The 20,777-nt window shown below is 61.3% G+C and carries 19 protein-coding genes and 1 other RNA gene; 8 read left to right on the top strand and 12 right to left on the bottom strand.

Features of this window, described 5'->3' with window-relative positions:
* Positions 1-3: 3 nt before the first annotated feature.
* The 9 genes from mraY to rsmI all read right to left on the bottom strand — a co-directional run bounded on the left by mraY (position 4) and on the right by rsmI (position 9,020).
* On the bottom strand, positions 4-1,086 hold the full coding sequence (gene mraY / locus HCF10_RS01390; RefSeq protein WP_003171875.1) for a phospho-N-acetylmuramoyl-pentapeptide-transferase: 1,083 nt from the start codon (positions 1,084-1,086) through the stop codon (positions 4-6).
* Complete coding sequence (locus tag HCF10_RS01385; protein ID WP_167654744.1) at positions 1,086-2,456, bottom strand: UDP-N-acetylmuramoyl-tripeptide--D-alanyl-D-alanine ligase; 1,371 nt, start codon at positions 2,454-2,456, stop codon at positions 1,086-1,088. Before HCF10_RS01385 ends, mraY begins: the two co-directional genes overlap by 1 nt.
* Positions 2,449-3,912 (bottom strand): UDP-N-acetylmuramoyl-L-alanyl-D-glutamate--2,6-diaminopimelate ligase, encoded by a 1,464-nt coding sequence (locus HCF10_RS01380; RefSeq protein WP_167654743.1) that lies wholly within the window; start codon positions 3,910-3,912, stop codon positions 2,449-2,451. The genes HCF10_RS01385 and HCF10_RS01380 overlap by 8 nt, the downstream gene beginning before the upstream one ends.
* Positions 3,912-5,654 (bottom strand): peptidoglycan D,D-transpeptidase FtsI family protein, encoded by a 1,743-nt coding sequence (locus HCF10_RS01375; protein ID WP_167654876.1) that lies wholly within the window; start codon positions 5,652-5,654, stop codon positions 3,912-3,914. Before HCF10_RS01375 ends, HCF10_RS01380 begins: the two co-directional genes overlap by 1 nt.
* Positions 5,654-5,947 carry a cell division protein FtsL gene (ftsL, locus tag HCF10_RS01370; RefSeq protein ID WP_003216203.1) on the bottom strand — a complete coding sequence of 98 codons (294 nt, stop codon included), beginning with the start codon at positions 5,945-5,947 and terminating at the stop codon, positions 5,654-5,656. The genes HCF10_RS01375 and ftsL overlap by 1 nt, the downstream gene beginning before the upstream one ends.
* Positions 5,944-6,891 carry a 16S rRNA (cytosine(1402)-N(4))-methyltransferase RsmH gene (rsmH, locus tag HCF10_RS01365; protein ID WP_010213048.1) on the bottom strand — a complete coding sequence of 316 codons (948 nt, stop codon included), beginning with the start codon at positions 6,889-6,891 and terminating at the stop codon, positions 5,944-5,946. Before rsmH ends, ftsL begins: the two co-directional genes overlap by 4 nt.
* Positions 6,888-7,343, bottom strand: coding sequence for a division/cell wall cluster transcriptional repressor MraZ (mraZ, locus tag HCF10_RS01360; RefSeq protein ID WP_003171868.1), 456 nt, complete (start codon positions 7,341-7,343; stop codon positions 6,888-6,890). Before mraZ ends, rsmH begins: the two co-directional genes overlap by 4 nt.
* 354 nt (positions 7,344-7,697) lie before the next feature.
* Positions 7,698-8,051: RNase P RNA component class A (gene rnpB, locus HCF10_RS01355), an RNA gene on the bottom strand.
* A gap of 96 nt (positions 8,052-8,147) precedes the next feature.
* Positions 8,148-9,020: a 16S rRNA (cytidine(1402)-2'-O)-methyltransferase gene (gene rsmI, locus HCF10_RS01350; protein ID WP_078731724.1), complete on the bottom strand. Its 873-nt coding sequence runs from the start codon at positions 9,018-9,020 to the stop codon at positions 8,148-8,150.
* Between the two features lie 209 nt (positions 9,021-9,229).
* On the opposite strand from rsmI, the gene HCF10_RS01345 reads away from it, so the two are divergent.
* The 4 genes from HCF10_RS01345 (at position 9,230) to HCF10_RS01330 (ending at position 12,676) form a co-directional block, all read left to right on the top strand.
* A complete protein-coding gene (locus tag HCF10_RS01345) occupies positions 9,230-11,041 on the top strand; it encodes a penicillin-binding protein activator (protein WP_167654742.1) in 1,812 nt (603 codons plus the stop codon).
* A complete protein-coding gene (locus HCF10_RS01340; protein WP_074843924.1) occupies positions 11,041-11,412 on the top strand; it encodes a YraN family protein in 372 nt (123 codons plus the stop codon). Before HCF10_RS01345 ends, HCF10_RS01340 begins: the two co-directional genes overlap by 1 nt.
* Before the next feature lie 92 nt (positions 11,413-11,504).
* Positions 11,505-12,098: a phosphoheptose isomerase gene (locus HCF10_RS01335; RefSeq protein ID WP_007904374.1), complete on the top strand. Its 594-nt coding sequence runs from the start codon at positions 11,505-11,507 to the stop codon at positions 12,096-12,098.
* Positions 12,095-12,676 carry a BON domain-containing protein gene (locus HCF10_RS01330; protein ID WP_027604770.1) on the top strand — a complete coding sequence of 194 codons (582 nt, stop codon included), beginning with the start codon at positions 12,095-12,097 and terminating at the stop codon, positions 12,674-12,676. Before HCF10_RS01335 ends, HCF10_RS01330 begins: the two co-directional genes overlap by 4 nt.
* A 68-nt stretch (positions 12,677-12,744) precedes the next feature.
* Here the strand turns inward: HCF10_RS01330 and HCF10_RS01325 are convergent, their stop codons facing one another.
* Together HCF10_RS01325 and HCF10_RS01320 are read right to left on the bottom strand one after the other, a co-directional pair.
* Positions 12,745-13,518, bottom strand: a complete 774-nt coding sequence (locus HCF10_RS01325) for an OmpA family protein (RefSeq protein ID WP_131698388.1) — start codon at positions 13,516-13,518, stop codon at positions 12,745-12,747.
* Between the two features lie 215 nt (positions 13,519-13,733).
* Positions 13,734-14,378 (bottom strand): MBL fold metallo-hydrolase, encoded by a 645-nt coding sequence (locus HCF10_RS01320; protein ID WP_167654741.1) that lies wholly within the window; start codon positions 14,376-14,378, stop codon positions 13,734-13,736.
* 144 nt (positions 14,379-14,522) lie between these two features.
* On the opposite strand from HCF10_RS01320, the gene HCF10_RS01315 reads away from it, so the two are divergent.
* From HCF10_RS01315 to HCF10_RS01300, 4 genes are read left to right on the top strand one after another with little or no spacing between them, the layout of a single operon-like run.
* Positions 14,523-15,113, top strand: coding sequence for a paraquat-inducible protein A (locus HCF10_RS01315; protein WP_167654740.1), 591 nt, complete (start codon positions 14,523-14,525; stop codon positions 15,111-15,113).
* On the top strand, positions 15,110-15,754 hold the full coding sequence (locus tag HCF10_RS01310; protein WP_145335315.1) for a paraquat-inducible protein A: 645 nt from the start codon (positions 15,110-15,112) through the stop codon (positions 15,752-15,754). The genes HCF10_RS01315 and HCF10_RS01310 overlap by 4 nt, the downstream gene beginning before the upstream one ends.
* Complete coding sequence (locus tag HCF10_RS01305) at positions 15,735-17,390, top strand: PqiB family protein (protein WP_131698392.1); 1,656 nt, start codon at positions 15,735-15,737, stop codon at positions 17,388-17,390. Before HCF10_RS01310 ends, HCF10_RS01305 begins: the two co-directional genes overlap by 20 nt.
* A gap of 17 nt (positions 17,391-17,407) precedes the next feature.
* A complete protein-coding gene (locus tag HCF10_RS01300) occupies positions 17,408-17,968 on the top strand; it encodes a PqiC family protein (RefSeq protein ID WP_167654739.1) in 561 nt (186 codons plus the stop codon).
* Between the two features lie 12 nt (positions 17,969-17,980).
* Here HCF10_RS01300 and HCF10_RS01295 read toward each other — a convergent pair whose 3' ends face one another.
* Positions 17,981-20,710: a LuxR C-terminal-related transcriptional regulator gene (locus tag HCF10_RS01295; RefSeq protein ID WP_167654738.1), complete on the bottom strand. Its 2,730-nt coding sequence runs from the start codon at positions 20,708-20,710 to the stop codon at positions 17,981-17,983.
* Positions 20,711-20,777: the final 67 nt, after the last annotated feature.

The following is a 20,777-nucleotide window of genomic DNA, read 5'->3' as shown; positions in this document are numbered from 1 at the left end:
TTTCTACCTCAGTTTCAGGGTGGCAAGGCCGACCAGGACCAGAATCACGGTGATGATCCAGAAACGGACAATCACACGCGGCTCAGGCCAGCCCTTGAGTTCAAAGTGGTGGTGAATCGGCGCCATGCGGAACACGCGGCGCCCGGTCAACTTAAAGGACGCCACCTGGATGACCACCGACAGGGTTTCCATCACGAAGACACCGCCCATGATGAACAGCACGATTTCCTGGCGAACGATCACCGCGATGGTGCCCAGGGCTGCGCCCAGCGCCAGTGCGCCGACGTCACCCATGAAGACTTGTGCGGGGTAGGTGTTGAACCACAGGAACCCTAGCCCGGCACCGATCAGGGCACCGCAGAACACGATCAGCTCACCCGCGCCCGGCACGTAAGGGATCAGCAGGTACTCAGCGAATTTCACGTTACCCGACAGGTAGCAGAAAATGCCCAGCGCACCGCCTACCATCACCGTCGGCATGATCGCCAGGCCGTCGAGGCCGTCGGTCAGGTTCACCGCGTTGCTTGAGCCGACGATCACGAAGTAGGTCAGCACCACGAAGCCGATGCCCAGTGGGATGCTGGCGTCCTTGAGCATCGGGATGATCAAGGTGGTTTCCACGGCGCTTGGCGCGGTGGTGTAGAGGAAGATCGCGGCGGCCAGGCCGAACACCGACTGCCAGAAATACTTCCAGCGGCTTGGCAGCCCCTTGGAGTTTTTCTCGATCACTTTGCGGTAGTCATCGACCCAGCCGATGGCGCCGAACAGCAGGGTCACCAGCAACACCACCCACACGTAGCGGTTGTGCAGGTCAGCCCACAGCAAGGTGCTGATACCGATGGACGAGAGGATCAGCGCGCCGCCCATGGTCGGGGTGCCGGACTTGGACAGGTGCGACTGCGGGCCGTCATTACGAACCGATTGACCAATTTGCAGGTTCTGCAGGGTGCGGATCATCCACGGCCCCAAAAACAGCGACAAAGACAGCGCGGTCAGCACACCCAGGATCCCGCGCAGGGTCAGGTACTGAAAGACCGCGAAGCCTTTGTGGAACTGTTGCAGATACTCAGCCAGCAGCAGCAGCATTAATGTTTCTCCGTACTTGAGCCACACAAGGCCGCGACGACGTTTTCCATCACCGCGCTGCGCGATCCCTTGATCAAAATGGTTGTGTGTTTGTCTTGTTCTGCCACGCCCAGCGCCTGGATCAACTCGGCCTGGGTTGCGAAATGTCGCGCACCGGGGCCGAAGGCGCTTACCGCATGGGCCATGTTCGTGCCAACGGCGTAGAGGGCGTCGACTTTGCCTGCGGCATACGCGCCGACTTCGCGGTGGCCTTGTTCAGCCCAGTCGCCCAATTCGCCGATATCACCCAGTACCAGCACCTTGCGACCGTCAAAACCCTTGAGCAGGTCTACAGCGGCATTAATGGAGGATGGGTTGGCGTTGTAGGTGTCATCAATCACACGCATGCCGTTGGTTGCCAACTGCGCCACGGTACGGCCCTTGACCGGTTGCACCGCGCCCAGGCCTGTGGCGATGCCGAACAGCGACACGCCCAAGGCATGGGCGGCAGCGGCGGCGGCCAAGGCATTGGCGACGTTATGGTTGCCCAACAAATTCAGTTGTACGTGTTCGTCACCTTGCGGGGTGTGCAAGGTGAAGGACGGGCAGCCACGGGCATCGACGGTGATGTTGGAGGCATGGAAATCAGCCGCTGCGTTAAGCACGGCAAACGTCAGGACCTTGCGACCGGCGGCGCGTACACGCCAGGTCTCGAAGGCCTTGTCGTCCAGGTTCAAGACTGCGGTGCCCGATGCATCGAGGCCCTCAAGGATCTCGCCCTTGGCTTCGACGATTTTTTCCGGGCCGCCGAACTCGCCAACATGGGCAGTACCGGCGTTGTTGATAATTGCAACGTGGGGCTTGGTCAGCGCCACGGTGTAGGCGATTTCGCCGATGCGCGAAGCCCCCAGTTCGATCACCGCCGCCGTGTGTTCCGGGGCCAGTTCGAGCAGGGTCAGCGGAGCGCCGAAATCATTGTTCAGGTTGCCACGGGTCGCCAACACGGGGCCGCGCGTACGCAGGACACCGGCGAGCAGTTCCTTGACCGTGGTCTTGCCGCTGGAGCCGGTGATGGCGGCAACGGGCTTATCGAAAGCGGCGCGGTTCAGCGCCCCCAATTGGCCGAGGGCCAGGCGAGTATCGGCGACCAGCAGTTGCGGCAAGGTGGCATCGGCCACTTCGCGCTGTACCAAGGCACCTACGGCACCTTTGGCGGCGACTTCGTTCAGGTAGTCGTGACCGTCGAAACGCGGGCCGGCCAGGGCGACAAACAGTTGCCCCGGTTTGATAGCACGGCTGTCGATGCTCACGCCGCTGAAGCTGCAATCGCTCGACAGTAAGCGTGCCGACAGGGCTTGAGTCAGTTCGCTGAACGTCATCGCCTTAAGCATGGGCGACCTCCCAGGCGGTCAAGGCGTGATCGGCCTCGACCAGATCGGAGAAGGCATGACGCTCGCCGTTGATTTCCTGGTAATCCTCGTGCCCTTTACCGGCCAACACGACCACGTCGTCAGCGCCGGCACTGGCGATCAACTGGGCAATTGCCACGCCGCGACCGGCAACGAAGGTGGCCTTGGACGCGTCTTTGAAGCCGGTGCGGATATCATCGAAAATCCGGCTCGGATCTTCGCTGCGTGGGTTGTCATCGGTGACCACTACACCATCGGCCAGACGCTCGACGATCTCGGCCATCAACGGACGCTTGCCGCGATCACGATCACCACCGCAGCCGAACAGGCAAAGCAATTTGCCCTTGGCGTGAGGGCGCAAGGCTTCGAGGACTTTTTCCAGGGCGTCCGGGGTATGGGCGTAATCGACCACCACCAACGGTTGAGTACCCCCACCCAGGCGCTGCATGCGACCGGCCGGGCCGTCCAGCTTCGGCAGTACCTTGAGGATTTCGTCGAGGGCGTAATCCAGGCCGAGCAACGCGCCGATGGCGGCGAGTACGTTGCTCAGGTTGAAACGCCCGAGCAGGGTGCTGCGCAAGTGGTGCTCGCCCTGAGGCGTCACCAGCGTGGCGCGCACGCCTTCGTCATTGAATTGGGCTTCACGGCAATACAGGTACGCCCTGGAGTCTTCCAGGCTGTAGGTGATCAGGCGCGCTTCGCTGTCTTGGGCGGCCAGTTGGCGACCAAAGGCGTCATCCAGGTTGACCACCCGGCACTTGAGGTCATTCCAGGCAAACAGCTTGGCCTTGGCGGCGGCGTACGCCTCCATGGTGCCGTGATAATCCAGGTGATCGCGGGACAGGTTGGTCATCACCGCCACATCAAAGGCCAGGGCGGTGACGCGGCCCTGGTCCAGGCCGTGGGACGACACTTCCATGGCAACCGCCTTGGCACCGGCCTTCTTCAGGTCAGCCAGGGTCGCTTGCACGGCGATAGGGTTCGGCGTGGTGTGCAGGCCGCTTTGCAGCGCGCCATAAAAACCGGTGCCCAGGGTGCCGACAATCCCGCAATGCTGGCCCAGCAGGTCGAGGGCCTGGGCAACCAGTTGGGTCACGCTGGTCTTGCCATTGGTGCCCGTCACGCCCACCAGATTGAGGTGGCGGCTAGGGTCGCCATAAAAGCGCCCGGCAATATCGGACAGCTGCTTGGCCAGACCCTTGACCGGAATCAGCGGCACGTCGGTGATCGGCAGCACGGTGGCGCCTTCCACTTCATACGCCACGGCAGCCGCGCCGCGCTGCAAGGCGTCGGCGATGTGCGCACGGCCATCGTACTTGCCGCCCGGCACCGCCAGGAACAGGTCGCCAGCGCGCACGTTACGGCTGTCCAGGGTCAACTCGCGAATCAGCAGATCGCGGCCGGCGTGGGCAAAAATCTTGTTCAGGCTAAGAGACATCAGCCGCGCCCTCCATTGGCTTTTACTGCAGCGGCCGGTGGTCCGGCATTCGCTTGTTGGGTCGGCGGCAGGTTATCCGGCGTGATGTTCATCAGGCGCAGGGTGCCGGACATCACTTTGCTGAACACCGGCGCCGATACCAGGCCACCGAAGTAACCGGCTTTGCTCGGCTCATCGATCACAACGACGATGGCGTAGCGCGGGTCGCTCATCGGGCCGAAGCCGGCGAACAGCGAGCGGTAGGAGTTTTCGGCATAGCCCTTGGTGCCGACCGACGTTTTACGCGCGGTACCGGACTTGCCCGCCACGTGATACGCCGGCACCTGGGCGCGGAATACACCGCGCGGCGCTTCGATCACTTGTTGCAGCATGCCTTGCATGGTCTTGGCGACGTTTTCAGGGATCACCTGGGTGGCTTTCGGCGCCTCATCGACGTGGATCAGGCTCAGCGGCACCATGCGACCGTTGTTGGCCAGCACGGAGAAGGCATGGGCCAGTTGGATCGCGGTCACCGACAGGCCGTAGCCATAGGAAAGCGTGGCGGTCTCGGCTTTTTTCCATTCGCGGTAGTTGGGCAGGTTGCCGACGCGCTCACCTGGGAAATCCAGGCCGGTGGGTTGCCCCAGGCCGATCTTCTGCGCGAGGTGGTAGATGGTTTCACCACCGATATCGAAGGCGACCTTACTCATGCCCACGTTACTGGAGTTGATCAGGATACCTGTCAAATCCAGCACCGGACCTTCAGTACGGGACACGTCACGAATGGTGTATTTACCCAGCTGCAAAGTACCCGGATACACCTCGACCTTGTCGCTGGGCTTCCAGCGACCGGTTTCCAGGGCGGCACTCATGGAGATGGCTTTCATGGTCGAACCCGGCTCGAACACGTCGATCATTGCGCGGTTACGCATCATCGCCGGTTGCAGGTTGCGACGGTTGTTCGGGTTGTAGGTCGGCTGGTTGACCATGGCGAGGATCTCGCCGGTCTTCACGTCCATGATCACAAGGCTACCGGCCTTGGCGCCGTTCTCGATGATCGCGTTACGCAGCTCGCGGTTGGCCAGATATTGCAGGCGCAGGTCAATCGACAACGCCAAGGGCTTACCGGCCTTGGCGTTCTTGGTGACCTGGACATCCTTGATCAGTCTGCCGCGCCGATCCTTGATGACTTGTCGTTTGCCGGGAACCCCGGCGAGCCATTCATCGTAGGCGAGTTCCACGCCTTCACGACCGTGATCATCGATGTCGGTAAAACCCACCATATGGGCAGTGGTTTCACCGGCCGGGTAGAAACGACGGAATTCCTCGATGCCGTAGACACCGGGGACTTTAAGGTCGAGCACTTGCTGGCCTTGCTCGGGGGTAAGGCCGCGAACGAGGTAGATAAATTCTTTATTTGCCTGGGCTTCAAGGCGCTCGGCCAAGGCTTTCGGGTCCTGGCCCAGGGCGGCAGCCAGTTGCGGCCACTTGTCCTTGGCAACCTGCAATTCCTTGGCGTTGGCCCACAGGGTGGTCACCGGCGTACTCACCGCCAACGGCTCGCCGTTACGGTCGGTGATCAGGCCGCGGTGCGCAGGGATCGGAATATGACGCAGGCTACGGGCATCGCCCTGGCCGATCAGGAAGTCACGATCGACCACTTGCAGGTCGATGATCCGCCAGGTAATCGCCCCCACCATCAATGCCAGCAAGCCGAGCATCAGGCGGAAGCGCCATGGGTAGAGTGCACCTTCAAGTTTCATCATGGCGCCACCATGCGAACTTCGGCCGCGCCCGGGATGTGCATTTTCAGCTGTTCGGTGGCCAGCACTTCGATACGGCTATGGGCCGTCCAGGTGCTTTGCTCGAGGATCAACCGGCCCCACTCCGCCTGCGCTTTGTCACGCACGCTCAATTCCCCATAGAGGGTATTGAGCAGTTGACGGTTGTAGTGGGCACTGTAGGACACCGCAATTGCGGACACCAGCACGCCGACAAACAGCAGCAACATAAAGAAGCTGCCGCCCGGGAGGGGCTTGGCGAAAAGCTTGCTCACCGCAGCTTCTCCGCAACGCGCATGACGGCGCTACGGGAACGTGGGTTGGCCTTGAGTTCGGCTTCGGAAGCGAACTGCGCTTTGCCATGGATTTTGATTTTCGGCACAAAGGCTTCGAAACGTACCGGCAGGTTGCGCGGCAGGTTATCGGACTCGCCCTTGACCAGGCGGCGCATGAACAGCTTGACGATGCGGTCTTCCAGGGAGTGGAAACTGATCACCACCAGGCGACCGCCCACTTCCAGCGCCTCAAGGGCAGCCTCAAGGCCAGCCTCCAGGTCGCCCAATTCGTTGTTGACGTGAATACGCAGGCCCTGGAACGCACGGGTCGCCGGGTTTTTGCCCTTTTCCCACGCTGGGTTGGCGACTTTAAGCACTTCGGCCAGGTCGGCGGTGCGCTCGAACGGCTGGATTTCGCGGCGCTCCACCACGGCACGGGCCATGCGGCCGGCGAAGCGTTCTTCACCGTATTCCTTGAACACGCGGGCAATTTCTTCCACCGGCGCGGTGGCAATGAACTGCGCGGCACTGACGCCACGGGTAGGGTCCATGCGCATGTCGAGGGGGCCGTCGTTCATGAAGCTGAACCCGCGCTCCGGGTCATCGAGCTGCGGCGAAGACACGCCCAGGTCGAGCAAAACCCCGGCCACCTTGCCCGCCATGCCGCGCTCGGCGACTTCGGCACCCAGCTCGGCAAAGCTGCGCTGCACAACGACAAAGCGGCCGTCTTCGGCCGCTAGCGCTTGCCCGGTGGCAATCGCTTGGGGGTCTTTGTCAAACCCGAGGAGCTTGCCGTCGGGCCCGAGCTGGCTGAGTATCAACCGGCTATGCCCGCCCCTGCCGAAGGTACCGTCCAAATAGCAGCCATCCGCGCGTACGGCGAGAGCCTCAACGGCTTCGTCAAGCAGTACGGTGATGTGGTTAAAGCCGCTATCAATAGTCACAGGATCAAATCACGCAGTTCATCAGGCATGGCGCCCGGTTGTTGAATAGCAGCCAGGTCAGCTGCAGAAACAGCATCCCAGGCATCTTCGTCCCACAATTGGAACTTGTTCAGTTGGCCGACCAGCATCGCGCGCTTATCCAGCTTGGCGTACTCGCGCAAGCGCGGGGGCACCAGGAAACGACCACTGCCATCGAGCTCGAGGTCGACGGCATTACCAATCAGCAAACGCTGCAGGCGGCGGTTTTCTTCACGCAATGAAGGCAGGGCACGCAACTTGGTCTCAATCAACTCCCACTCATCGAGGGGGTAAACACATAAACAAGGGTCAACGGCATCAATGGTGATGATCAACTGCCCGGAACTTCGCGAAATCAGCTCGTCACGATACCGGCTCGGCATGGCGAGACGGCCTTTTGCATCGAGACTGATAGCGTTAGCTCCGCGAAACACAGATGCGTTTCTCCAAATTTTAGCGTTTTACGTTCAAAAAACCCACTTTGTGCCACTTTCCGCCACTTGCGCACACTATAGGAATGCGCCCACCACACCGTCAAGGCGCGGATTCAAGGAAAAGCCTTACAGATCGGAGATTTAGGAGCGTAAAAGGAGGAGAAACCAGAGTTCGGCGGTGTTTTTGGCTCGATAAGCACAAATAGCTCAAAGAGCTACAGCTCAAAGTTAAAGTAATTTATTAAGAGTAAGATTTTTTTGGTATTACGAAGATGCATCTGCCAATGATTTGGCAGGGAGGGTTTCTTGCGTTACTACCGGTTTTCTGTCCGAGATTCGCACAGAAGGAAAAAGGTGGAGAGTCGATCTATAAGCCGGGTTCTGTCTTGAACAGTCATTCGTCTACGATGGCCATCACTGGACATCTTTAGCAACCTACCCGGTCCCAGCGCGGGCCACGCCTTGGGACCCTATTTGGTCTTGCTCCAAGTGGGGTTTACCTAGCCACGAACTGTTGCCAGTCGTGCGGTGCGCTCTTACCGCACCTTTTCACCCTTACCGGCACCGAAATGCTTAGGCGGTTATTTTCTGTGGCACTTTCCGTAGGCTCACGCCCCCCAGGCATTACCTGGCACTTCGCCCTATGGAGCCCGGACTTTCCTCCCCCCCCTAATTTTCATAGAGGGCAGCGACTGTCCAATCGACTCTCCGCCGCGCAGGTTAACGGCACGGCGGCCTCAGGACAAGTATTAAAAGTGCAGCATTGCCATCACGTTCGGACGGAATACCGGTTTAACCCCGGAACTATTCGGCTTTCTGTTTATCCAGCGCAACTTGATACAGCACATTCTTGCGTACGCCGGTAATTTCCGCCGCCAACGCCGCCGCGCGCTTGAGGGGCATCTCCTTGAGCAACAGGTCGAGGACACGCATGGCCTCGCTGCCGACTGCGTCTTCCGCCTCCGGTGCTGTCCAGCCTGCCACCAGCACCACGCACTCTCCACGCTGCTGATTGCTGTCGCCTTCGACAAACGCGCGCAGTTCTTCCAGCGGCAAGCCCTTGAGGGTTTCGAACGTCTTGGTCAGTTCACGCGCCAGCAACGCAAGACGCTCGCCACCAAACACCAGCTCCATGTCCTGCAGGCATTCGAGGATACGGTGCGGGGCTTCGTAGAAGATCAGGGTGCGCGGTTCTTCCTTTACCGCCTGGAGACGGGCACGGCGCCCCACCGCCTTGGCCGGCAGGAAACCTTCGAAGATAAAGCGATCCGAGGGCAGGCCCGCCGCCGACAACGCCGCTATCAGCGCGCACGCCCCGGGAACAGGTACTACATTGATACCTGCGGCCCGCGCCTGGCGAACCAGGTGATAGCCCGGATCGGAGATCAGCGGCGTACCCGCATCGGAGATCAGTGCGACATCGTCACCGGCCAACAGGCGGACAATAAAGCGGCTGCCTTCTTCGCGCTCATTGTGTTCGTGGCAGGCCGCCAGTGGTGTGCTGATACCAAAATGCTGCATCAAGCGCTGGGAGTGCCGGGTGTCTTCGGCCGCGATCAATTTAACCTCGCGCAACACTTTCAGTGCTCGGGCACTGATGTCGTCCAGGTTGCCAATGGGCGTCGCCACGACAAAAAGCGAGCCTGCAGTGGAATTCAAAGGACCTGGAGCAGTCAAAGCGCACACCTCGATGGTTGGCAAAAGCCATATTGTAGCGCGTAGGCGCCTTGAAAATATGCCATCACGGCCGATGCCTTTTCTGCCATCAATTGCCAACAGCAACATTTGCACGACCTAAATCAAAGGTTTCACGCCAGTAACATCGCGCCTGGGCCAGTGCTTGGGTACAATTCCACGCTAATTTGATCGGTATCAGGAACACTTACATGATCGCTTGCCTGCGGCTGCTCTCCGCCCTCTGCCTCGCTGCCTTACTGGCCGCTTGCGCCAGCTCGCCCTCGTCCAGCCTTGGCGACCTTCCACGGACCCCGGACGCCAGTATCGAGCAACTGCTCGAACAGGCCACCACCGCCAAGACACCAGAAAAGGCCGCATTGCTGCGCCTGAGTGCGGCAGACATGGCCTACCGCCAGAACAACCCCGGCCGCTCGTCGCAGATTCTTGCGCAAGTGTCCCTGGATGTCCTCAAGCCAGCCGCGCAAGTATTTGCCAGCACCCTGGCCGCCGAACTGGCCATGACGCGCAACCAGCCCAAGGCCGCGTTGACCGCCTTGAACCATCCGAGCCTGCAAAGCCTGAAGGAGCTGCCGACCGAACAGCAGATCCGCACCGGCACCGTGCACGCCCGCGCTTATGAAGCTGATGGCCAGACCCTGGCCGCTGCTCGCGAGCGCGTTGCCATGGCGCCACTGCTCAGCGGCGATGCGGCTAAAAGCAATCACGACGCCATCTGGACCTTGATTGCCGCACTGCCTGCAGAACAACTGCAAGCCAGCGGCAACCCGACCCTGGACGGCTGGATCACCCTGGCCCAGGCGGTCAAGGGCGCCGGTACGCTGGAGCAACAACAGGCCGCTATCGACACCTGGCGCGCACAGAACCCAGGCCACCCGGCTGCTGTGCAACTGCCAACCCCGCTGACCAAGCTCAAGGAGCTGGCCAGCCAGCCCTTGAACAAGATCGCCCTGCTACTGCCGCAGGAAGGCCCACTGGCCTCCGTCGGCAAGGCGCTGCGCGAAGGCTTCATGGCGGCGCACTACCAGGCTGAACAAGCCGGGCAGAAGCCACCGGCCATCGAGTTCTATGACAGTTCGCGCCTGACCTCCATCGACGACTTCTACGCCAAGGCCCAGGCCGCCGGCGTGCAACTGGTGGTCGGCCCGCTGGAGAAGCCGCTGGTCAAACAACTCAGTGCGCGCCCTCAATTGCCGATCACCACCCTCGCGCTGAACTACAGCGAAACCGACCAGAGCCCACCGCAACTGTTCCAGTTCGGCCTGGCCGCTGAAGACGAAGCCCGCGAAGTGTCGCGCCGCGCCCGTGCCGATGGCCTGCACCGCGCTGCTGCCATGGTGCCCCGTGGCGAATGGGGCGAGCGTGTCTACAAGGCCTTCCGCCAGGATTGGGAAGCCAACGGTGGCACGGTTGTTGGTGTTGAGTATGTCGACCAGCCGGTCGCCCTCGCCCAGCAAATCGCCGACCTGTTCCAACTGCGTAAAAGCGAAGGTCGCGCCAAGAGCCTGCAAAGCACAGTGGGCACAGACGTAGCGGCACAGCCGTCACGTCGCCAGGACATCGAGTTCATCTTCCTGGCCGTTACCCCGCAGCTGGCCCAGCAGATCAAGCCGACCCTGAACTTCCAGTACGCCGGTGATGTGCCGGTGTACGCCACGTCCCATGTGTTCAGCGCCAGCGGCGACAAGAACCAGTACCTGGACATGACCAACGTGATGTTCTGCGAAACCCCTTGGCTGCTCAACACCACCGACCCGCTGCGCAACCAGGTTGCCGCACAATGGCCGCAAGCCAATGGCAGCCTTGGCCGCCTGTATGCGATGGGCGTCGACGCCTACCGCCTGGCACCGCGCCTGGGCCAGTTGAAGGCGCTGCCGGATACACGGGTTGACGGTCTCTCGGGCAACCTGGGCATCAGCACCAACCAGCGCGTCGATCGCCAGATGCCATGGGCGAAGTTCGTCGGTGGCGAGATCCAACGCCTGCCGGACACCCCGCGCTGATGCCGGAGCGGTCCACTGCACAAAGCGGCAAGGATGCCGAACTTCAAGCGCTGAAACACTTGCAACAACAGGGTCTGCGCCTGCTGGCGCAGAACTGGTTGTGTAAACGCGGCGAGCTTGATCTGGTCATGCTTGACGGCGATACAGTAGTATTCGTCGAAGTCCGCTACAGAAAACACGCACAATGGGGTGGCGCGCTCGCCAGTATCGACGGGCGCAAGCGTCAGAAGCTGATACTCGCTGCGCAGTTTTTCCTGCAAAAAGAGCATCGCTGGGCCGACGCCCCCTGCCGTTTCGATGTGGTTGCCATGGAAAGCACACCGTCTGGTCAAGTTGATCTGAACTGGCTGCAAAATGCCTTCGACAGCTGATTCGCCGGACACCTTCATCACACACTTTTGCTCTTTGCTTTGCGGGCTGCACATTTCTGTGCCAAACAGCCGCGCTACTTAAGGTCACACAGATGGACATGCAATCCCGAATTCGCCAGCTTTTCCAGGCCAGCATCGACACCAAGCAACAGGCGATGGACGTACTTGCACCGCACATCGAGCAAGCCAGTCAGGTCATGGTCAATGCCTTGCTCAACGAGGGCAAAATGCTTTCGTGCGGCAACGGCGGTTCGGCCGGCGATGCCCAGCATTTTTCGTCGGAGCTGCTCAACCGCTTCGAGCGTGAGCGCCCGAGCCTGCCGGCCATCGCCTTGACCACCGATTCGTCGACGATCACCTCGATCGCCAACGACTACAGCTACAACGAAATTTTCTCCAAGCAGATCCGCGCCCTGGGCCAACCAGGCGATGTGCTGCTGGCGATTTCCACCAGCGGCAACTCGGCGAATATTATTCAAGCGATCCAGGCCGCACATGATCGCGAAATGATTGTCGTAGCATTGACCGGACGCGACGGTGGCGGCATGGCCTCGCTGCTGCTGCCCGAAGATGTGGAGATTCGCGTCCCGGCCAATGTCACCGCACGTATTCAGGAAGTCCACCTGCTGGCGATCCACTGCCTGTGCGATCTGATCGACAGCCAACTGTTTGGGAGTGAAGAATGACCGTTAACCGCCTCGGCCTTTTGGCCATTACGTTGTGCCTCGGCATCAGCGGCTGCAGCACGGCAATCACTGCGACACGTGACACCCCTATTCAGGATGACAAGGGCACCCGCACCTTCGGCAGCAAGATTGACGACTCGCTGATCGAAACCAAGGTCGAAGTCAACATTGCCAAAGCCGCCACGGACCTGGGCAACGGTGCTTCACGCATCGTCGTGACCAGCTTCAACGGCGTGGTACTGCTCGCAGGCCAAACGCCACGCGCCGACCTCAAGGCCCAGGCCGAACAAGCCGCCTCGGCCGTACAACGAGTCAAGAAGGTCCACAACGAATTGCAGGTGATGGACCCGATCACCCTGTTGGCCATCAGCAACGACGCCCTGCTGACTACCAAGATCAAGGCGCAGATGCTGACCGACAACGCGATTCCCGGCTCGCGGATCAAAGTCGTTACCGATAACGGCATCGTCTACCTGATGGGCCTGCTGACCCAGGCGGAAGCCACGCGCGCAGCCAACCTGGTTCAGGGCGTGTCCGGCGTGCAGAAGATCGTGAAGGTGTTCGAATACATCGATTGATGTAAGCGGCAGCTATAAAAAAGGGCGCCATGCATTCACTGCATGGCGCCCTTTTTAGTGAGCAGCGTTTATTGGTACTGCTGGTACGGGTTGCCCTGGAACTGGTTGTTCTGCTGCGGCACTTGTTGCTGCGCGCCAGGTTGGCCGTACTGCTGGCCCGGGATCGGACCGAGGTTCACTTCTACCCGACGGTTCTGGGCACGGCCATTGACGTCGGCGTTGCTGGCAATCGGGTTATCCGGGCCGGCACCGCGTGCGCTGAGGTTCGCACCATTGACGCCTTGGGAAGTCAGGTAGTTGGCCACGCTCTGGGCACGGCGCTGGGACAGGTCCATATTCAGTTGGCGGCTGCCGGTGCTATCGGTGTAACCCACGATCTGGATGGTGTTCTGGTTGAACTGCTTGAGGGAGTTGGCCAAGTTGTTCAGCGGCTGGTAAAAGCTGCTGGAGATCGCGTCCGAGTTGGTGGCGAAGGTGATGTTACCCGGCATGATCAGCTTGATCTGGTCGCCCTGGCGCTGAACTTCAACCCCGGTATTGGCCATGCTTTCGCGCAGTTTCTTTTCCTGCTGGTCGGCGTAGTAGCCATAGCCCGCGGCGCCGGCACCCGCAACCACTGCGCCAATGAGCGCGCCCTTGCCACGGTTGTTATGGTCGATGGCAGCCCCCGCCAATGCACCGGCCAGGGCACCCAGGCCACCGTACTTGGCGGTCTTGCTCATACCGCTGGATTCATTATTCGCCTGTCCCTGGCTGCTGCCGTCATAAGGATTAGGTGAAGCGCAGCCGGACAACAAGGCTACGGCGGTAGCGACAACAAGCAGACGACGCGGAGTGAACATGAAGGGAGCTCCTACTTTTTGCATTCTGTGGTGCAAAGGACATTGGCAATGGACCCGTGCCGAGTTTGGAACGCGACAAACGGTAAAAATTCCGTGTACACGCCCCAACCTGTAACAAAACGTTCGGGACTTGCGTTGCTACAGAAACCGTAGCAGACACATGCTGAACGCGGCCTGTGTTTTTGCTACAGCGGATTGCCGTTTGAACCATTGCTTCACGCCCGCACAAACGGGTTCTCACGCATCTCGTCACCCAGGCGCGTGTCCGGGCCATGCCCGGTCACCACCGTCGCGCCCTCATCCAGCGTGTAGAGCCGTTGCTTGATCGAACGCACGATCGTCGCCTGGTCCCCGCCCCACAAATCCGTACGCCCTACCCCGCGCCGAAACAGCGTGTCCCCGGCAATCAGTAGTTGGGCATCGGCAAACCAGAAGCTCATCGAGCCTGGCGTATGCCCCGGTGTATGCAGCGCCACACCGCACCCACAGGCCAACTCTTCATCATCGGCCAGCCAGCGATCCGGCGACGGCACCGGAGTGTAGGGCACACCAAACATCTGGCACTGCATCTCCAGGTTGTCCCAGAGAAACTGGTCTTCCTTGTGCAGGTGCAGGGTGGCACCGGTCTTCTCCTTCAATCGCCCCGAGGCCAGGAAGTGATCGAGATGGGCATGGGTGTGGATGATGCTCACCACTTTCAGGCCCAGTGCATCGAGACGTGCCAGGATCAATTCATGATTGCCACCCGGGTCGACCACGATAGCCTTTTTGGTGACGGGGTCGCCAATGATCGTGCAGTTGCACTGCAACGGGCCGACCGGGAAGGTTTCGCGGATCAGCGCGGCTTTTTCAATATTCATCGGTGCTCCTGCGGGCTCTATGGCATATTCCGCACAGTATGGTTGACGAGGTGCCAGACCTGAAGAGCAGCGACTGCTAAGCTTGCCCACACCATCGAAAAACAACCCAGCCCCCCGCCACTGTGCCGCGTTGGAGCGATCTCCATGGCGAATCAACTGATCATCTGCGAGCACTGCGACTGTGTTTACGAAAAAGTCACGCTCGCCAGACATCAAAAAGCCCACTGCATACGGTGCGCCGGCGTACTCCAGCGCTACAACGGCCTGTCGGTGCAACAGCGCCTCGCCCTGACGCTGACGGCTGCGGTGCTGTGGACTTTCGCCAATTTCTATCCCGTGATGAGTATCAGCCTGCAAGGCCTGAAAAGCAGCGCCACGCTATGGGATTCGGTAGTAGCGCTGAGCCTGGGGCCGATCACCTTTATCGCGCTGGTGGCGGCCATTTCCATCATCATCGCGCCCGTGTTCCAGTTGCTGCTGTTGACGTGGGTCTTGAGTTTCGCCCTCGCGGGCAAGCGCTCACCGGCGTTCCGGCTGTGCATGCGTTGGCTGGAGGCGCTCCGGCCCTGGAGCATGCTGGAGGTGTGCCTGCTCGGGGCGATGGTGGCGGTGTTCAAGCTGGCCGGCATGCTTGATGTGATACCCGGCACCGGCCTGTTTGCCCTGGCCGTGCTCAGCCTGTTGCTGATCCGCATTGCCGGACGTGATGTGCGCGACCTATGGGACACCTTATGAACACACCACCCACGGCCAGTGAGCTCGATCTGTGCCTCTGTCACAGCTGCGGATTGTCCTGCGACATGCGCGCCGGGCCGACCGAATGCGAGCGCTGCGGCGCGCCCCTGCACCGGCGCAAGGTCAGTTCCCTGACACGCACCTGGGCCTACATGCTCACCGCGCTGGCGTTCTATGTGCCCGCCAACCTCCTGCCGGTGATGAACACCACCATGCTCGGCTCAGGGGCGGACAGCACCATCATGAGCGGGGTCCTGGAGTTCTGGCAGCATGGCGCGTGGGACATTGCGCTGATTATTTTCATCGCCAGCATCGCAGTGCCCGGCATCAAGTTTGTGTCCCTGACCCTGCTGCTGGTCACCGTGCAGCGCAATAGCCTTTGGGCACGCAAGGAACGTTCGAAGCTGTTCCGCTTCGTCGAACTGATTGGTTACTGGTCCATGCTGGATGTCATCGTGGTTGCGCTGGTGGCCGCACTGGTGAAGTTCCAGGCCCTGGGCACCATCGAGCCGCGCCTGGGCATCCTGTTTTTCGGCCTGGTGGTGGTGTTTACCATGCTGGCCGCCATGAGCTTCGATCCGAGGCTGATCTGGGAAAACCCGCACAACAAGGAGACCTCGGATGACGTCACATCCCACTGACACCCCGCAAGCCCCAGGGTCACCTGCGATCAAGACACGGCGCTTCAGCGTTTCGCTGGTGTGGATCGTGCCGATCGTCGCGGTGCTGGTGGGGATTTCGCTGGTGGTACACAGCGTCCTCCAGCAGGGCCCGACCATCACCCTCAATTTCAAGACCGGCAGCGGTTTGACCGCGAATAAAACCGAGGTCAAGTACCGCAACGTGGTGATCGGCCAAGTGACCGACGTCGCCTTGAGTGACGACCAGAAAAGCGTCAACGCCACCGTTCAACTGGCCAAGCAGGCCGAAAGCTTCACCCGCGCCGACTCGCAGTTCTGGGTGGTGCGCCCGCGTATCGGCGCCGGCGGTGTATCCGGCATCGACACCCTGCTCTCCGGCGACTACATCGGTGCCGACATCGGCCAATCGGAGACACGTGCCAAACAGTTCAAAGGCCTGGAAAACCCGCCGCCCATCACCTACGGCGAACCGGGCAAGCGTTTCACGCTGCACACGCAGACCCTTGGTTCGCTGGATATCGGCTCACCGGTGTACTACCGCAAAATCGAGGTCGGCCAGGTGGTGGCCTACGAGCTGGATGCCGAAGGCAAGGGTGTCAATGTCGAGGTGTTCGTGCATGCGCCCAATGATGCCTATGTCACCGAAAACACGCGTTTCTGGAATGCCAGCGGGGTTGACCTGAGCGTGGGCGCCAATGGCTTTGCGCTGAAGACCGAATCGCTCTCGTCCATGCTGGTCGGTGGCATCGCCTTTCGGGCGCCGCCGTACAGCCCGAACGACAAACCGGCCGACGAAGCACGTACCTTTGAGCTCTTCGACGATCAAGACAGCGCCCTCGCCCCACCCAGCGGCGAGGGCCAATACATGGTCCTGCGATTCGACCAGGCTTTGCGCGGGCTCAAGGTCGGTGCGCCAGTGGAATTCCTCGGTGTCGAGTTTGGCAAAGTGGTGTCGATCAACCTGGACTTCGATGCCAATAAACGCAGCTTCCCACTCAACGTCGGCATCGTGATCTATCCACAGTTGCTCGGGCAGGCCCACACCAAGCTGCTCAAGGTCATGAACCATAATCCCAACGACGAGGCCGCCGGCGTACGGCTGATCGGTTCGTTCATCGAAAATGGCCTGCGCGCCCAGGCGCGCAGTGGCAACTTGCTGACCGGCCAGTTATACATCGCGCTGGACTTCTACCCGAAAGCCGAGAAGGTCAAATTTGACCCCAGCCTGCGCCCAGTCAGCATTCCAACCATTCCCGGCAACCTGGAGCAGTTGCAGGAAAAACTCGAGAGCATCGTCAACAAGATCAACCAACTGCCGATCGAACGCATTGCCGGCAACCTCGACAGCAACCTGGTCGAGCTGCGCAAAGGCCTGACCCAATTCAACGCCAAAACCCTGCCCGGCGTTCAGAACACCCTGGCTGACGTGAGCAAGACGCTGCAATCGGCCAGCTCGACCCTGGCCGAGGACTCACCGCAGCGCGAGCAGCTGACCCAGACCCTGGATGAACTGGGCCGTATGTCGCGCTCGCTGCGCGAACTGTCGGACTACCTGGGCCGTCACCCGGAATCGCTGATCCGCGGTCGCCCCGACAACGCCGCGCCCCTGGACCTGCAAGGACCTCCGCGCAAATGACCCCTGGAGCAAGCGCCATGACGTTTCCGTTGAAAATCACCTTGATCGGCATGTTCATGTTGCTGGCGGCGTGCAGCAGTACTCCGATTACCTTTCATACGCTGACCCCGGCGCACTGGAATACGGCCACTGGAGCCGACGCAGGCACCCTCCGGATTGAAAGCATCACCGTTCCACCCCAGGTCGACCGACCGCAGATTGTGATCCGCCAGGGCGACAGTGGCGTGGCGATCCTGGAAACCCAGTGGTGGGCCGCGAGCCTCGCGGATGAGTTGAGGAGTGCGCTGGTGGACCAACTGGCCAACAGCAAACCTCAGCAATCGATGTTGCTGCGTCTTGAAGTACAGCGCTTTGACTCCGTACCCGGCCAGTACGCGCTGCTCGACGTCAAATGGCGCCTACGCCCGGCCGGTGGCATCGAGAGCCCGCCGCTGACCTGCCGGACCACATTGCAGTCGCCCGCCGGGCCGAGCATCGACGACGTAGTGCTCGCCCATCAAAACAATATCAAGCGCTTTGCCGCGCAGGTCAGGCAGGCGGTCGACAGGTCAGCCGGCCAGTGCCCGACGGCACCGTAAACCGCCCAGCACTTACGCCAGCAAGCCCATCGCCTTGGCTCGCGCCACGGCCTGGGTGCGCCGCTCCACCCCAAGCTTGCTGTTGATGTGGCTGGCGTGGGTCTTGACGGTGTGCAGGGAGATAAACAGCTGGTTGCTGATCTCCTGGTTAGAGCAGCCTTGGGCGATCAGTTGCAAGACCGCCAGCTCGCGCGTGCTCAGGGTTTCGTGGCTGGTCGTGACCTCGGGCGTCACAACCGCCGGGAGAAGTGCGAGCAGGCTCTGGTGCAGCGGACCTTGCGGGTCTTTGCCCAATTGCTCGCGCATCCAGTCCGGATACCCGTCCAACAAGCGTTGGAACGGCTGTAACGCGCCCCCGGCGCCCGCCTCAAACGCCTGGGCCAGCACCGGCCGCGCCCTGGCTTCCTGACCGCACTCGAGCAGCAACTGGGCCTGCTGGGTCAGCGCCATCAGAGCAATCATCTCGCGCCCGCTGTTGCGGGCCTGTTGCGCCAATGCTTCAAGCCGCTCCAGCGCCGCCTGGGGCTGATGGCGCACGGCATCGAGGGCGGCTTGTTGCAGCCCGATATGTTGCGGCAGGTGCGGGTGGAATTCCGGTGCGGCGGCGGCTTTTTCGCCGTTGTAGGTCTGGCCCAGCCGCGTCAGCCAGGCATCCGCCAGGTCGGTGCGGCCTTGGGCCAGCCACAGTTCGCATTTGATCAGGGTAATCATCGCCAGGTAGTAGATCGGCGGCACATCCCAGATATGCATCAAACGCTCGGCTTCGGCGAGTTCGGCGAAGGCTCTGGGAAAGTCATGGCGCCGCCCTTCGAAGCTGGCGATCACGCAATGGCCGATCAGCACGCTGATATCGCGACAGGCCCGCGCCTCGGCCACGCCCGCGCGCAGGTGGGCGATGCCGGCTTCGGACTGGTTACGCACCAACAGCAAGTAGCCTTCGTAGAGCGACAGCCGCGCACGCACCGCATACAGTCGCTGCGGTGCCAGGCCGTGCAGGCGCTGCTGGCCCTGGCGCACCTCATCGAGGGCGCGCAGGATTTCGCCACGGGCCTGTAACACCCGTGCACGGTCGTAATGGGCCAGGGCTTCGAACAATGGGTTGCCGACGCGCTGCGCCAGTTCCAGGGATTCACGGTTCAGGCCACGGGCACGCCACAAATCGCCATCGGCGATGGCCAGGTTGGACAGGGTCGACAGGCACACCAGGCGCTGGCCGTAACGCCGTTGCGGCAGGCTTTCCAACGCCTCGCTGCAATAGCGCTGAGTCAACTCACGCTCACCTCGGCCGCGGGCGATAATCCCGCTCAGCGCCAGCCACTGGGCCAGCATCGAGCGCTGTGCAGTGGCCGAGGGCGCCGGCAGGAAGCGACTGAGGTACGCGGATAACTCCTCCGCCGCATCCAACTGGCAGGCCAACCCCAATGCCCAGCTGTACAGCACAATCAGACGCGGCGTGCTGATCAGCAGGCTGTCGGGCAAGTCCATTTTCCAGCGCAGCAACATGCCGACATTCTGCTCGGCCAGCAGTTGTTCTTCGGACAGGTTCTGCACCAGGTTGGCCGCCACGTCGAGGTGCCCGGCGCGCAATGCTTGCTCCACCGCCTCGTCGATCAAGCCCTGGGCGTTGAACCAACGGCACGCGCGCAGGTGCAGGCTGGCGGCCGGCAATACATTGCTGCTCGCGCGGCGGGTGCGCAGCAGGTCGGAGAACAAATGGTGATAACGGTACCAATGCCCCTGTTCGTCCAAGGGCACCAGGAACACCTGGTGGGCTTGCAGGTAACGCAGGATCTCGGCGCTGTCATGAGCTTCGCGCACGGCATCGCACAACTCGCTGCAAAAACGGTCCTGGGGCGCGGTGTCGAACAGGAACGCTTGCACTTCGGGCGGCAGGCAGTCGATCACTTCTTCCAGCAGGTAGTCGCGGATCAGCCCTTCCCCACCGTGCAGGCTTTGCGGCAGGGCGTCCTCGTTGCCGGCTTCGGAGGCCGCCAGCAACCAAAAGCGCAGGCCGGCCACCCAGCCTTCGCTGCGGCGGATGAGGTTGTCGAGGGCTTCACCACTCAAGGAATTGCTGTGGCGATCCAGCAAGGCCTGGGATTCGGCATGGGTCAGGCGCAGGTCTTGCTCGTGCAACTCCAGCAAATGCCGTGACAACCGCAAGCGCGCCAGATGCCAGTCCGGGCGCTGGCGGCTGGTGACCAGCAGCACCAGGCCATCGGGCAAATGGTTGAGGAAAAATTGCAGGCAACGGTCCAGCACCGGTCCCTGGGCCAGATGGTAGTCATCCAGCACCAGCAATAAAGGCGCACAGGTGGACAGGTGCACGGTCAGCTCATCGAGCAGACCATCGAGCCATTCTTCAAATGCAAAGGGTTGGTGCCGCTGGCGCATTTTCAGCAGGCCCAGGGATTGGGTGCCGAGTGCCGGGAAGTAGTGCTGCAACCCTTCGAGCAGACGCTCAAGAAAACGCCCGGGCTCGTTGTCCCGGGGGCTCAGGCCCAGCCACAGGCTTTGCCAGTGAGCCGGCAGGCCCTGGCAGAACTCCACCGCCAACGAACTCTTGCCGAACCCAGCCGGTGCGCTGACCAGCAGCAACCGCCCTTCCAGGCCGGCGCTCAGCCGTTCACACAGCCGCGGGCGCAGCACGTAGCCGTCGGGTAGAGGAGGCCTGTAGAAGCGGCCTTCCAGGGTCGGGATTACCGCACTGGCGGGCCCTTGGATTCGGGACAGATCAGTCATCGCCGGGCTCTTGTAGAAGGCTGTTGTCGGCATTGCAGATGACCGCAGACTAGCGGTAAAAGCGGCG

Source organism: Pseudomonas sp. B14(2022) (assembly GCF_012030485.1).
Lineage (GTDB): Bacteria > Pseudomonadota > Gammaproteobacteria > Pseudomonadales > Pseudomonadaceae > Aquipseudomonas.
The sequence above is the reverse complement of the archived record's forward strand: the minus strand, read 5'-3'. Positions and strand labels throughout refer to the sequence as shown.

What these genes read in the sequence shown, in the direction of transcription:
- HCF10_RS01340 (WP_074843924.1), top strand. Translation starts at nt 11,041, where the DNA reads ATGCCGGAGCGGTCCACTGCACAAAGCGGCAAGGATGCCGAACTTCAA.
- HCF10_RS01335 (WP_007904374.1), top strand. Translation starts at nt 11,505, where the DNA reads ATGGACATGCAATCCCGAATTCGCCAGCTTTTCCAGGCCAGCATCGAC.
- HCF10_RS01380 (WP_167654743.1), bottom strand. Translation starts at nt 3,912, where the DNA reads ATGTCTCTTAGCCTGAACAAGATTTTTGCCCACGCCGGCCGCGATCTG.
- mraY (WP_003171875.1), bottom strand. Translation starts at nt 1,086, where the DNA reads ATGCTGCTGCTGCTGGCTGAGTATCTGCAACAGTTCCACAAAGGCTTC.
- HCF10_RS01330 (WP_027604770.1), top strand. Translation starts at nt 12,095, where the DNA reads ATGACCGTTAACCGCCTCGGCCTTTTGGCCATTACGTTGTGCCTCGGC.
- HCF10_RS01325 (WP_131698388.1), bottom strand. Translation starts at nt 13,518, where the DNA reads ATGTTCACTCCGCGTCGTCTGCTTGTTGTCGCTACCGCCGTAGCCTTG.
- HCF10_RS01385 (WP_167654744.1), bottom strand. Translation starts at nt 2,456, where the DNA reads ATGCTTAAGGCGATGACGTTCAGCGAACTGACTCAAGCCCTGTCGGCA.
- HCF10_RS01300 (WP_167654739.1), top strand. Translation starts at nt 17,408, where the DNA reads ATGACGTTTCCGTTGAAAATCACCTTGATCGGCATGTTCATGTTGCTG.
- HCF10_RS01315 (WP_167654740.1), top strand. Translation starts at nt 14,523, where the DNA reads ATGGCGAATCAACTGATCATCTGCGAGCACTGCGACTGTGTTTACGAA.
- HCF10_RS01295 (WP_167654738.1), bottom strand. Translation starts at nt 20,710, where the DNA reads ATGACTGATCTGTCCCGAATCCAAGGGCCCGCCAGTGCGGTAATCCCG.
- HCF10_RS01320 (WP_167654741.1), bottom strand. Translation starts at nt 14,378, where the DNA reads ATGAATATTGAAAAAGCCGCGCTGATCCGCGAAACCTTCCCGGTCGGC.
- HCF10_RS01305 (WP_131698392.1), top strand. Translation starts at nt 15,735, where the DNA reads ATGACGTCACATCCCACTGACACCCCGCAAGCCCCAGGGTCACCTGCG.
- HCF10_RS01310 (WP_145335315.1), top strand. Translation starts at nt 15,110, where the DNA reads ATGAACACACCACCCACGGCCAGTGAGCTCGATCTGTGCCTCTGTCAC.
- HCF10_RS01345 (WP_167654742.1), top strand. Translation starts at nt 9,230, where the DNA reads ATGATCGCTTGCCTGCGGCTGCTCTCCGCCCTCTGCCTCGCTGCCTTA.
- HCF10_RS01375 (WP_167654876.1), bottom strand. Translation starts at nt 5,654, where the DNA reads ATGAAACTTGAAGGTGCACTCTACCCATGGCGCTTCCGCCTGATGCTC.